The following is a 12,275-nucleotide window of genomic DNA, read 5'->3' as shown; positions in this document are numbered from 1 at the left end:
CGTCAACCTTCATTGACAACCAAAACGGCGGGCCTGAGGCAAAGCCCCAAACCCGCCGCAAGGCGCAATCACCGCACCCGGCACCGTCAGTTGGTGAGCACGATCTTCCCGAACTGCTCCCCCGACGCCAGGCGCTCGAAGCCCTCACGGGCCCGCTCCATGGGCAGCACCTCGTCGATCACCGGCCGCACACCCGTCGCGGCACAGAAGGCAAGCAGATCCTCGAGCTCGTCCTTCGTCCCCATGGTGGACCCGACGACCTTCAACTCCAGGAAGAAGATCCGGGTGAGTTCGGCATGCGAGGGCCGATCCCCACTCGTGGCACCGGAAATGACCAGCGTGCCCCCGGGCTTCAGCGACTTCACGGAGTGCGACCAGGTAGCGGCACCGACGGTCTCGATCACGGCATCGACCCGCTCCGGCAGCCGAGCCCCGGACTCCACGGCCTCCACGGCCCCCAGCTCCAAGGCCCGCTTCCGCTTGGCCTCATCCCGACTGGTGGCGAAGACCCGCAGCCCCGCGGCCTTGCCGAGCACGATGGCAGCGGTGGCCACGCCACCCCCGGCCCCCTGCACGAGCACGGAATCCCCCGGCCGTACCCCCGCGTTCGTGAACAGCATCCGATACGCGGTCAGCCAAGCCGTCGGCAAACAGGCCGCCTCCTCGAAGGAGAGCTCCTTGGGCTTGGGAAGAACGTTCCACGTAGGCACGGCGACCCGCTCCGCGAACGTCCCCTGGTACTGCTCGGTGAGGATGGACCGAGGCTCCCTGGGCCCCACCCCATGCCCACTCTGTCCGATCACAGAGTGCAGGACGACCTCATTGCCGTCCTCATCGATCCCGGCCGCATCGCAGCCAAGGATCATCGGCAACCGTTCCTCGGGCAGACCCACGCCCCGCAGGGACCAGAGATCGTGATGATTGAGCGAGGCGGCCTTGACGTTGACGGTACTCCAACCGGCGCGGGCCTCAGGAGCCGGACGCTCCCCCAACTCCAGTCCGGAGAGCGGCTCGTCGCGGTCGATTCGGGCGGCATAGACAGCGAACATGACCTTGACGATAGGCTCCCCCGCCGCCCGACGAAACCACAGCGCCCTGTGAGACACGCCCGCTTGACGGGGCACACAACGTGAGGTGGCCCGTCCGGGCAGCCGCGTACGGCCCCGACCCACCCACCGGCCGAACCGCGCTACGCGAACCCCCACACACCGCAACGGGCCGCCGCAGGCACCTCAGGGGCGCGGGGCTGTGTTGAATGTGCGGCTACCGCCGCGTGGGCGCGACCAGCCCCCGCCCACCGCAACGGGCCGCCGCAGGCACCCACCCGACCAACCGCCGGAGGCACCCGCAGGCACCCCCACGCCCCCCGGCGCCCAGGCCCACCCGATCAGCCGCCCCCCCAGACAAAGAAGATGGCCCCGCCGTCCCCGGCGGGGCCACTCATCTCAGCTCAGCTCAGCTCAGCTCAACGTCACCGCCGAGCAACACCCTCCGCCCGAGCCGCCGCAGCCACCGCAGCCGTAACCGCCGGCGCCACCCGCTCGTCGAACGGCGACGGAATGACATAGTCCGCGGCGAGGTCGTCCCCCACCACAGCCGCCAACGCCTCAGCCGCAGCGATCTTCATGCCCTCGGTGATCCGGGACGCCCGCACCTGAAGCGCCCCCGCGAAGATCCCCGGAAACGCCAGCACGTTGTTGATCTGGTTCGGGAAGTCGGACCGCCCGGTCGCCACGACCGCCGCGTACTTGTGCGCGACGTGGGGATGCACCTCCGGGTTCGGGTTGGCCATGGCGAACACGAACGCGCCCTCGGCCATGGAGGCGACAGCCTCCTCCGGCACCGTCCCACCGGAAACTCCGATGAAGACGTCGGCACCCTCCAGGGCCGCCTCCAGCGACCCGGTGATGCCCGCCTTGTTCGTGAACCCGGCAAGCTCCCGCTTGACCGACGTCAGATCGTCCCGGTCGGCCGACACGATGCCCTTGCGGTCGGCCACCGCGACGTCCCCGATCCCGGCCTCGACCAGCATCTTCGCGATGGCGACACCAGCCGCCCCGGCCCCCGAGATCACGGCTCGCAGATCCCCGAGACCCTTCCCGGTCAGCCGCGCAGCGTTCCGCAGCGCGGCCAGCGTCACGACGGCCGTACCGTGCTGGTCGTCGTGGAAGACCGGAATGTCCAGCCGCTCCTGCAGCTTCCGCTCGATCTCGAAGCACCGGGGCGCCGAGATGTCCTCCAGGTTCACACCACCGAAGGACGGCGCGAGCCGCACCACGGTCTCGACGATCTCGTCGACGCCGGTGCAGGCGAGAGCGATCGGCACGGCGTCGACGCCGCCGAACTGCTTGAACAGAATCGCCTTCCCCTCCATCACCGGAAGGGAGGCCTCGGGCCCGATGTCCCCGAGTCCGAGAACGGCCGTGCCGTCGGTCACGACGGCGACGACGGAGGACTTCCACGTGTAGTCGTGCACGAGCTCCGGCTGCTCGGCAATCGCGCTGCACACCTTCGCGACGCCGGGCGTGTACGCCAGGGACAGGTCGTCCTTGTCCCGGACCGGCACGGTGGCCTGCACGGCCATCTTGCCGCCACGGTGCAGCGCGAACGCCGGATCGAAGGAATCGAGGGGCTCGACCCCGCCGTCCTGATCGGTATTGCCGCCGCTGCGAGGATTGACGATCTCCGCTGCCACTTTGTCTGACCCCTTAAGTGTTCATGGTTTGAGGGTGGGACCACTCCTGGTGAGAAGTGGGCGGGACCGCGTATGACCCTGCTCGTTGATACGTGCGACGTACGACGTACGGGCACATACGCGACGGGCGCGCCGCACACGCGCCCTGAGCCCCGGATGAGGGGTGTAAAGAACCTTCTTACCGGACGGACGGCGCCGACGACGAGTCCAATACGTGCAAGATCACATGACGGAAGGGGAAACACGCACGCGGACGACACGAATCGGACACGAGCCGATGACGGTACCGGTGTGATTCGTGGCCAAATAAGCGGACAATCAACGATAGAAACCGCAACCGACCACCGTCACCCGCAAACCCGACCCACGATTGACCCGCGATCGGCCCAGAACCGGCGATATACCGAAGATCTTCCGGCCGGAAGGACTGATTCCCGCAGAAGGTGCGGTCAGGATGTCCGACCTGAGGCGGTTCGGAAGTCACCCGTTATCCGATTTTGACATCACGGGCGCCCTGAATGCCTAAGTCCGAATGGCAAGATGCCGTAATCACACGAGGTCGCGGCACTCGAAGGTGTGTGCTCTCGTCGACCTAGGAAAACAAGGCACCCGGCCGAGTCCATCGGCGGGCGCCCGCCCCATCGGCAACTCCACCCATCCGCCGGAGGAACCCACCATGACCGCAAGCTCCACCCGTCGTACGACCGCCACGCGCTCCCGGCTGGCAGCGGTCGGCTCGATCGCGGTCGCAGGCGCCCTGATTCTCACCGGCTGCGGTGACCAGACGAACGACAGCGGCGGCAGCGCCAACGAGACGGGGAAGTCGAGTGCCGCCCCGCTGTTCGACAAGCTGCCCAAGAAGATCCAGGACGCCGGCGTCATCAAGGCCGGCACGAACGCCGAGTACGCCCCGATGGAGTTCCAGGAGGGCGGCAAGATCGTCGGCGTCGACCCCGACATCGCCGCCGCGCTGGGCGAGAAGCTGGGCGTGGAGTTCCAGTTCACCTCCGGCTCCTTCGACGGCCTGATCACCGCCCTGAACTCGGGCCGCTACGACGTCGCCATGTCCTCCATCACGGACACCCCGCAGCGCCAGGAGGGCCTGGACGACAAGGGCAAGAAGCTCGGCCCGGGTGTCGACTTCGTCGACTACTTCACGGCCGGCACCGCCGTGTACGTCCAGAAGGGCAACCCGAAGAAGATCAACTCGATCGAGGACCTCTGCGGTCAGACGGCGGCCGTGCAGCGCGGCACGACGTACGAGAAGGCGCTGCAGACCCAGTCCAAGGCCTGCACGGACGACGGCAAGAAGAAGATCAACATCGAGTCGTTCGAGAACGACACCGAGGCCCAGACCCGTGTGAAGTCGGGCGGCGCGGTCGCCGGCGTCAACGACTACCCGGTGGCCGTGGACCTGGCCCGCAAGTCCGGCGGCGGCAACGATTTCGAGGTCGTCGGCGAGCAGGTCGACGCCGGTCCGTTCGGCATCGCGGTGAACAAGGACAACAAGGAGCTCACCGCGGCCCTCGAAGAGGCCGTCAACGCCATCATCGAGGACGGTACGTACAAGAAGATCCTCGAGAAGTGGGGCGCCGAGTCCGGCGCGATCGACAAGGCCGCGATCAACGGCGGCAAGTGACCGTCCCGGGCAAGCACTGAAGGGCAGTCACAGTGACTGACAAGTTCGACAAGGAGCCGGCCGACGCGAAGCCGTCGGCCGCCGTCTCCAAGGAGGGCGGGGCCATCCCGCCCGAGGCGATCAAGGCCATTCCGGTACGGCACTACGGCCGCTGGGTCAGCGGTGTCATCGTGCTGGCCCTGGTGGCGCTGCTCGTCAACGCCTTCGCCACCGCCGAGAAGATCCAGTGGAACGCCGTCGGCGACTACGTCTTCGACTCCACGGTTCTCGCCGGTGCCGGCCGCACCCTGCTGATCAGCGTCCTGGCGATGGTCATGGGTGTGGTCCTGGGCGTGATCCTGGCCGTGATGCGGCTCTCCAAGAACCCGGTGACGAGCTGGGTGGCCTGGGTCTACATCTGGTTCTTCCGCGGTACGCCGGTCTACGTCCAGCTCCTCCTCTGGTTCAACCTGGCGCTGATCTTCCCGGTCCTGAATCTCGGTCCGATCTACAAGGACGAGATGGTCGACGTCATGACCCCGTTCATGGCCGCCCTGCTGGGCCTGGGCCTGAACGAGGCGGCGTACATGGCGGAGATCTGCCGCGCCGGTCTGATGGCCGTCGACGAGGGCCAGACCGAGGCCTCGCACGCGCTCGGCATGAGCCACGCGAAGACCCTGCGCCGGATCGTGATCCCGCAGGCGATGCGGGTGATCGTGCCGCCGACCGGCAACGAGTTCATCAACATGTTGAAGACCTCGTCGCTGGTGTACGCGGTGACGTACAACGAACTGCTGCGCGCCACCTCCACGATCGGCTCCACGTCGTACGCCGTGATGGAGATGCTGTTCGTGGCGTGCATCTGGTACCTGGTCATGACCAGCGTGTTCAGCGTCTTCCAGTACTACCTGGAGCGTCGTTACGCCCGGGGCTCGACGCGGAACCTGCCGCCGACGCCGTGGCAGAGGATCAAGGTCAACATGATGGCCTTCAGCCGCGAAAGGGGCAGTTCGGTATGACGGCCATGGTGAAGGCCGAGGGCGTCCACAAGTCCTTCGGCCCCGTACAGGTCCTCCAGGGCATCGACCTGGAGGTGCAGACCGGCGAGGTGTTCTGCCTCATCGGCCCGTCCGGCTCCGGCAAGTCGACGTTTCTGCGGTGCATCAACCACCTGGAGAAGATCAACGCCGGTCGGCTGTACGTCGACGGTGAGCTGGTCGGCTACCGCCAGAAGGGCGACAAGCTGTACGAGCTCAAGGACAGCGAGGTCGCGCAGCAGCGGCGGGACATCGGCATGGTGTTCCAGCGGTTCAACCTGTTCCCGCACATGACAGCCGCGGAGAACGTCATGGAGGCGCCGATCCAGGTCAAGGGCGTGAGCAAGGCCCAGGCCAAGGAGCGGGCGCGGGAGCTGCTGGACCGTGTCGGCCTGGCCGACAAGGCCGGCAACTACCCCGCACAGCTCTCCGGCGGCCAGCAGCAGCGCGTGGCCATCGCCCGGGCGCTGGCGATGGACCCGAAGCTGATGCTCTTCGACGAGCCGACCTCGGCCCTCGACCCGGAGCTGGTCGGTGACGTCCTCGACGTCATGCGCGACCTGGCCGAGTCCGGCATGACGATGGTCGTCGTCACCCACGAGATGGGCTTCGCCCGCGAGGTCGGCGACAGCCTGGTCTTCATGGACGGCGGCGTGGTCGTCGAGTCCGGCGACCCCCGCGAGGTCCTGACCAACCCGCAGCACGAGCGGACGCAGGCCTTCCTGTCCAAGGTGCTCTGACGGTACGACGCTGAAGGGGCGGTACGAGATCCTCGTACCGCCCCTTCGCCATGTCCGCCCCCCGCGCCTTGTGCCGCCCCTACGGCAACGGCTCGGGCGACATCACCACGTCACGCAACTGGCCCGCCGTCGGTTGAGGGCCCCGCTCACTTCAGCGCCAGCAACAGCGTGTCCGAAGGCGAGCACCAGACCGGCCGGGCCTCCCCGAAGCCCCTCTCGCGGAGCACGCGTGCGTGCCATGCGGCGGACGGCATGTCGCCTTCGGCGTGCTCGCCGTAGATGGCGAAGCGCCTGGCCGTGGGTTCGGCGAGGACCGGGTCCTGCGCCGCCAGCTGCCACCACTCGGACCAGTCGAGGGCGCCGTCCGCCTTGGCCTGATCCATGCGGGCGTGGCGCAGCGCGCGCTCCGCCGCGTTGATCCGGGGCGTCGAGTCGTCGATCATGTGGTCCGCGTTCAGGAACACACCACCGTCGCGGACGAGCTCCGCGACCTGACCGTAGAGGGCCGCGAGGGGTTCACGGTGCAGCCAGTGCAGGGCCGTGGCGGTCAGGACGGCGTCGTACGAGTCGTACGGCAGCTCCGCCGGCCAGTCGGGGTCCTTGAGGTCGGCCGTGACGAAGGAGACCCGCTCGTCGTCCGCGAAGGTGCCCTCGGCGATGGCGAGGAGGGCGGGGTCGAGGTCGACGCCCGTGCTGGTGGCAGCCGGGAACCGCGCGAACAGCCGAGCCGTGATACTTCCCGTGCCGCACGCGAGATCGAGCACGCGCGGGGCGGGGCCGACGAGGGCCTCGACCATGTCGAGCATGATCCGGAAGCGTTCCTCGCGGTCGGGCATGTACCACTCCTGCTGCCGGTCCCAGCTCTTCTGCCAGGCGGCCCAGTCGGCTCCGGTCGTGGTGGTGATGTCCGTGTCCGTCATGGAACCCCTCCATCGCGCAAGTCACGTAATACCCTGGAAGCACGATCAGCTGTTACCCGACCGCATCACGACGATAGAACGCCTCCGTAAGGACTACAAGTGGAACTGGCCTATTACTCGGATTACGCCGTACGACTCGTCAACACCGAGGACCCGGCCCGGGGGAAGGACTCGCTGACCTCGGTCGAGGCCGTCCGCGATCTGTTCGGCGTCAACCAGGAGGCGGCCCGCCGCGCCACCGACGGGGACGTCACCCGCTTCCGCTCGGTGCGGGCACGGCTGAGGGCGGTCTTCGAGGCGGCGGACCAGGGCGACGAGGCGATGGCGGTGAACCTGCTGAACGCCCTCCTGCTGGAGTTCCCGGTGAGCCCGCAGATCTCCGGCCACAACTTCCGGGACGACGACGGCCGCCCCCTGTGGCACATGCACCTGGCGGACCACCCGTCGAACGCCACCGCGGGCTACACGGCCATCGCGGCGATGGGCCTGGCCTTCCACCTCACCGAGTACGGCGTGGACCGCCTGGGCCTGTGCGAGGCCTCCCCGTGCCGCAACGCCTACCTCGACACGTCCACCAACCGCTCCCGGCGCTACTGCTCGGACCGCTGCGCGACCCGCGCCAACGTGGCCGCCTACCGCGCCCGCAAGCGCCTGGAGGCCGACCGGTCGGCGAAGACGGGCCGCACGGCCGACAGCGCCCAGCGCGCCACCGCGAACGGCGAGCGCTGACCCGGCTTGCGCGGCCGGTAGCGCAGCCGGACCCGGCCCAGGATCAGCTCGTCGGGCACGACGCCGTAGTCGGTGCTGTCCCCGGCGGCGTACGCGTTGTCGCCGAGCACCCACCAGCCGCCCTCACGCCGCTCCGCGGCCCGCTTGACGACGAGCAGGTCCTGCTGGAAGGGATGCCGCAGCACCACCACGGCCCCGGGCCTGATCCGACCCCGGTGCCACACCACGAGCAGGTCGCCGTGATAGAGCGTGGGCACCATCGACGGCCCCGTCACCTCGGCCCACCCGAAGGGCTGAGCGGCCCGCCCGCGCTCGGCGTCCTGCGACAACTCCGGCATCCCCGGCACCTCCCCGGTACTGTCCTCCACCAGTCTCAGTCTGACCCTGGACTTTTGTCCTAAGCCCATGGGGGCACTCGCGAAAACCCGTCTCGCAGGGAGTAATGTCCCACCTGAGAAGACGATCACGAGGAAGGAATGCTCCATGCTTTCCCGCCTGTTTGCCCCCAAGGTCAAGGTCAGCGCACACTGCGACCTGCCCTGCGGTGTGTACGACCCGGCCCAGGCCCGCATCGAGGCGGAGTCGGTGAAGGCCGTCCAGGAGAAGATGGCCGCCAACGACGACCCGCACTTCCAGGCGCGTGCCACCGTCATCAAGGAGCAGCGCGCCGAGCTCGCAAAGCACCACGTCTCGGTGCTCTGGAGCGACTACTTCAAGCCCCCGCACTTCGAGAAGTACCCGGAGCTGCACCAGCTGGTCAACGACGCCCTGAAGGCCCTCTCGGCCGCCAAGGGCTCCACCGACCCGGCCACCGGTCAGAAGGCTCTGGACTACATCGCCCAGATCGACAAGATCTTCTGGGAGACCAAGAAGGCTTGATCTTCGATCATGCCTTTTGACCTGCGATTTCCTTGGTCGCCTGGTCATTTTGCCCGCACCCGGCCCGCTGGCCGCCGAGAACGGCGTCCATGACGGTCCGGGTGCGGTCTTGTTCGCCCCCCGCGGTCAGCCGCCTCGAAGTCGTCCGCTCATCAGGGTTCGCGCGGCCCGTACACCGCGCCGGCGGCTCCGGCGGAGAGGGCCCAGTAGCGGTCGCCGTAGGACCAATGCCACCACTCGGTGGGGTAGTTCACCAGGCCCGCCGCGGTGAGTGCGGCGCCGAGGACCCTCCGGTTGGCCCGTGCCTCGGAGGCGATGTTGCCGGCGGCCGTGTAGCAGGCGCCGTCGCTGTCCTCCGGGTTCGCGTTCAGGCGAGTTCCCATGTCGAGTTCGTGCCCGTCGGCGGAGATCAGAGTGAGGTCCACCGCGGCGCCGGCGCTGTGCGGCGCGATCTCCGGTGGCGATACGTAACGGCTCGCGGCGTCACGTACCCGCGTCGGCGACCAGTCCGGATTGTCGGCGCGCAGTCGGCCGGCGTACTCCTCGAAGTAGGCGCGCTGCAGCGCGGGCGGCCGGTACCCCTCGACCAGCAGCAGACGGATGCCGTCCGGGAGCAGCGTCTGAGCCTTCAGCAGACGCATCAGCACCCCTTCTCGCAGATGCGCGAAAGCCCCTGCCCGATCGGCCCTGCGAGAGTCCACTGCCAGGGCGTCGTGGAGCCGGACGTCAACGAGTGGTTCGCCGCAGTCGGCCACCGGGATGGCAGCGATCTTCGGATCTGACATCAGCACGATCTCACTCATGGGGCGATCATCGCCGACCATCCCCCTCGGCGGAGGCGAATGCCCGGACGTCCACGCAGACTTGAGTCTCCCGCAGGGGGAGACACGAAGGTGAGGTCATGCACGACGGCACCCTTTACTCGATCGGTGAGCTGGCCCGCCGTACGGGGCTGACGGTGAAGACGATCCGCTTCTACTCCGATCGCGGCATCGTGGCGCCGGCCGACCGTACGCCCGCCGGTTATCGCCGCTACGGCCCTGATGCCGTGTCCCGGCTGGCCCTTGTACGGACGTTGCGCGAACTGGGGCTCGGACTCGACGTGATCCGGCGCGTCGTGGACCGGGAACTGACGCTCGGCCAGGTCGCCGCGGAACACGCCGCCGCACTTGACGTACAGATCGGCGTCCTGCGTCTGCGACGGGCGGTGCTGACCGCCGCCGCCCGTCGCGGACCCACCTTTGAGGAGATGGAACTCATGCACGAGCTGGCCCTGCTGTCGCATTCCGAGAAGCGGCGGTTGGTCGACGACTTCCTCGGCGCCGTCTTCGAGGGTCCTCAGGCCCGCTCCGGCCAGGCCGCGGCGGCGCAGCGTTCGATGACGCCCGAGCTGCCCGACAGTCCTACGGAGGAACAGGTCGCGGCGTGGGTGGAGTTGGCCGAGCTTTCCCTCGACGCCGACTTTCGCGCCTGTGTGCGACGTATGGCCCGGAGCACCGCGGACGACCTGCCCGACGGCGGCGCCACGCCACCGCGCCCGGACGTCGCCGCGCTCACCCGTGACATCGCGCGATCCGCCGTCGCGTCCGGCGTCAGCCCCGAATCACCGCAGGCGGACCCCGTCGTCGCGGCCCTCGTCGCCCGGTGCGCGGCCGCCCACCGTCACCCCGACTCCGCCGAACCGCAGCGGTGGCTGCTGCGGCGCCTGGAGGCGGCGAACGACCCGCGCAGGGACCGGTACTTCCACCTGCTCGCCCTGATCAACGGCTGGCCGCCCCCGGAACCGCTGGCTCCGGTGATCGGCTGGGCCGTCACGGCGCTGCGCACCCGGACGGCACGCTGACGCGACCGACAGCCGCCGGGACTTCAAGGTTCCCTGAATCCCCGGTGATTGTGCTCACGCCACAACCAGTGGCTACGGCCGATCCCGTGCCGTAGGTTTTGGCAGGTCCACCACCCCGGCCGACCTGCGGGGCGGGTGGCACACGGGGGAAGGTGAGCAACGCTCGGAGCCCGGCTCGGCCTCTGCGGTCGAGACGTTCTTCGGCGTGCTCCGCGACAGCGGGCGAGTGGGGACCACATCAGGGGACCGCATCACCCGGCGCCGGGCCTGCCCCCGCCGGACGGAATGCCGATCCCCCTGGAGAAACCCTGCGCCGCCGCCTGCCGCTCTGGCCGATCCCGCTGCTGTGGACCCTCGCCCTCGGGCTCTGGGGGCTGTCCCGGCAGCACAGTGTGTGGCGGGACGAGGCCGCGACCTGGCAGGTGGCCCGGCGGTCCGTCGCCGACATCTGGCACATGCTGGGACAGGTCGACGCCGTGCACGGCCTCTACTACCTGCTGATGCACGGGATCTTCGAGTGGTTCGGGGCGGGCACCACGGCCCTGCGGCTGCCCTCCGTGCTGGCCATGGCGGTGGCCGCGGTCTGTGTGACGGTCATCGGCCATCGGCTGGCCGGGCTCTGGGCGGGCCTGGCGGGAGGACTGGCCCTCGGGCTGCTTCCGGCCGTTCAGTTCCATCTGCAGGAGGGCCGTCCCTACGCGCTGATCACGGCCGGAGCCGGGATCGCGACCCTGTTGCTGGTGACCGCCCTGGAAGGGCACGGCCGAGCGGCGCACTGGGCCGCGTACGGCGGCACGGTCGCGGTCTGCGGGCTGCTGAACTGGCTGTCCCTGCTGATCCTGCCCGCCCATCTGGCGACCCTGCTCTGGGTGCGGGCCCGGCGCCGCACCTGGACCTGCTGGACGGTGGCCGCGACGGTCGCCGTGGCGGTCGTACTGCCGCTGATCCTGTTCAGCCGGAGCCAGGCCGACCAGGTGTCCTGGATCCCGCCGCTGACCTGGCACATGCTGATCGGCCCGGCGGTCCTGCTGACGATCGGCGGACTCGGGTCCCTGCTGGACCGGCCGCACGCGGGGCGGTTGTCGGTGGCCGCCGTCGGGCTGCCGCTGCTGGCGGTGCCTCAGCTCGGTCTCGTCGGGCTCTCCCTGGTCCGGCCGCTCTTCCTGGACCGCTACGTGCTGTTCAGCATGCTCGGGCTGGCGCTGCTGATCGGCACGGCGCTGGGCGGGGCCGTACGGGCGCTCCGGCCGCGCTTCCCGAGGGCGGCGCCCTGGCTCGTCCCGTTCGTGGTCACCGTGGCGGTCGTCGCCCTGTTGCCGCAGTCGCTGGCCAAGCGGTCGCCGTCGAGCCGGGTGGACGACGTCCTGGCGGTGGCGGCCGATGTACGGCGGCTGAAGCAGAGCGGGGACGCGGTGGTCTTCATACCGGCGGCCCGGCGCGACACCGCGCTGGTCTCCCCCGACGACTTCGCCGGGCTGGACGACATCGCGCTGGCGGAGGGCCCGGTGGCGTCGGGGACGCTGAAGGGCGAGGAGGCGGGTCCGGCCCGGATACGGAACGCCATGCTGGCGCGACAGCGCATACTCCTGGTCACCGATGTGCCCGCGGTGGCACGGCCCGTGTCCGCCGAGCGGGACAAGACGAAGGCCGCTGTGCTGAAGGAGCACTTCAGGGTGGTGGCGGACATACAGGTCCGTGGGCGACGCGTGACGGCGTACGAACGGCTCTGAGCTGCGATCAGCCCACGATCAGCTGTGATCAGTTGCCATCAGCTGCCATCAGGTGCGGTCAATCAGCGCACAGGGCCCGGGCGG

12 protein-coding genes are annotated in these 12,275 nt (G+C 69.0%); 7 read left to right on the top strand and 5 right to left on the bottom strand.

Going from position 1 to position 12,275, the window contains the following annotated elements; all coding sequences use genetic code 11:
- Nucleotides 1-86: 86 nt before the first annotated feature.
- On the bottom strand, nucleotides 87-1,049 hold the full coding sequence (locus ABIE67_RS31050; protein ID WP_370264689.1) for a zinc-binding dehydrogenase: 963 nt from the start codon (nucleotides 1,047-1,049) through the stop codon (nucleotides 87-89).
- Nucleotides 1,050-1,471: 422 nt separating this feature from the next.
- Nucleotides 1,472-2,695 (bottom strand): NADP-dependent malic enzyme, encoded by a 1,224-nt coding sequence (locus tag ABIE67_RS31045; protein ID WP_370264688.1) that lies wholly within the window; start codon nucleotides 2,693-2,695, stop codon nucleotides 1,472-1,474.
- 676 nt (nucleotides 2,696-3,371) lie between these two features.
- Between ABIE67_RS31045 and ABIE67_RS31040 the strand changes: the two genes are divergently transcribed.
- From ABIE67_RS31040 to ABIE67_RS31030, 3 genes are read left to right on the top strand one after another with little or no spacing between them, the layout of a single operon-like run.
- Nucleotides 3,372-4,334, top strand: a complete 963-nt coding sequence (locus ABIE67_RS31040; RefSeq protein WP_370264687.1) for an ABC transporter substrate-binding protein — start codon at nucleotides 3,372-3,374, stop codon at nucleotides 4,332-4,334.
- Between the two features lie 32 nt (nucleotides 4,335-4,366).
- Nucleotides 4,367-5,332, top strand: a complete 966-nt coding sequence (locus tag ABIE67_RS31035; protein WP_370264686.1) for an amino acid ABC transporter permease — start codon at nucleotides 4,367-4,369, stop codon at nucleotides 5,330-5,332.
- Nucleotides 5,329-6,090: an amino acid ABC transporter ATP-binding protein gene (locus ABIE67_RS31030; RefSeq protein ID WP_370264685.1), complete on the top strand. Its 762-nt coding sequence runs from the start codon at nucleotides 5,329-5,331 to the stop codon at nucleotides 6,088-6,090. The genes ABIE67_RS31035 and ABIE67_RS31030 overlap by 4 nt, the downstream gene beginning before the upstream one ends.
- A gap of 146 nt (nucleotides 6,091-6,236) precedes the next feature.
- Here ABIE67_RS31030 and ABIE67_RS31025 read toward each other — a convergent pair whose 3' ends face one another.
- Nucleotides 6,237-7,010, bottom strand: a complete 774-nt coding sequence (locus ABIE67_RS31025; protein ID WP_370264684.1) for a trans-aconitate 2-methyltransferase — start codon at nucleotides 7,008-7,010, stop codon at nucleotides 6,237-6,239.
- A gap of 99 nt (nucleotides 7,011-7,109) precedes the next feature.
- On the opposite strand from ABIE67_RS31025, the gene ABIE67_RS31020 reads away from it, so the two are divergent.
- Complete coding sequence (locus ABIE67_RS31020) at nucleotides 7,110-7,739, top strand: ABATE domain-containing protein (RefSeq protein ID WP_370264683.1); 630 nt, start codon at nucleotides 7,110-7,112, stop codon at nucleotides 7,737-7,739.
- Here the strand turns inward: ABIE67_RS31020 and sodX are convergent.
- Entirely contained in the window at nucleotides 7,643-8,077 is a 435-nt protein-coding gene (gene sodX, locus ABIE67_RS31015) for a nickel-type superoxide dismutase maturation protease (protein ID WP_370269115.1), read from the bottom strand. The genes ABIE67_RS31020 and sodX overlap by 97 nt on opposite strands.
- 145 nt (nucleotides 8,078-8,222) lie before the next feature.
- Between sodX and sodN the strand changes: the two genes are divergently transcribed.
- Complete coding sequence (sodN, locus tag ABIE67_RS31010; protein WP_007491258.1) at nucleotides 8,223-8,618, top strand: superoxide dismutase, Ni; 396 nt, start codon at nucleotides 8,223-8,225, stop codon at nucleotides 8,616-8,618.
- A gap of 152 nt (nucleotides 8,619-8,770) precedes the next feature.
- Here sodN and ABIE67_RS31005 read toward each other — a convergent pair whose 3' ends face one another.
- Nucleotides 8,771-9,421 carry a M15 family metallopeptidase gene (locus tag ABIE67_RS31005; protein ID WP_370264682.1) on the bottom strand — a complete coding sequence of 217 codons (651 nt, stop codon included), beginning with the start codon at nucleotides 9,419-9,421 and terminating at the stop codon, nucleotides 8,771-8,773.
- Between the two features lie 98 nt (nucleotides 9,422-9,519).
- On the opposite strand from ABIE67_RS31005, the gene ABIE67_RS31000 reads away from it, so the two are divergent.
- Nucleotides 9,520-10,461, top strand: coding sequence for a MerR family transcriptional regulator (locus ABIE67_RS31000; protein ID WP_370264681.1), 942 nt, complete (start codon nucleotides 9,520-9,522; stop codon nucleotides 10,459-10,461).
- Between the two features lie 308 nt (nucleotides 10,462-10,769).
- Nucleotides 10,770-12,191 carry a glycosyltransferase family 39 protein gene (locus ABIE67_RS30995; protein WP_370269110.1) on the top strand — a complete coding sequence of 474 codons (1,422 nt, stop codon included), beginning with the start codon at nucleotides 10,770-10,772 and terminating at the stop codon, nucleotides 12,189-12,191.
- Nucleotides 12,192-12,275: the final 84 nt, after the last annotated feature.

The sequence above is a fragment of the Streptomyces sp. V4I8 genome, assembly GCF_041261225.1.
Lineage (GTDB): Bacteria > Actinomycetota > Actinomycetes > Streptomycetales > Streptomycetaceae > Streptomyces.
The sequence above is the reverse complement of the archived record's forward strand: the minus strand, read 5'-3'. Positions and strand labels throughout refer to the sequence as shown.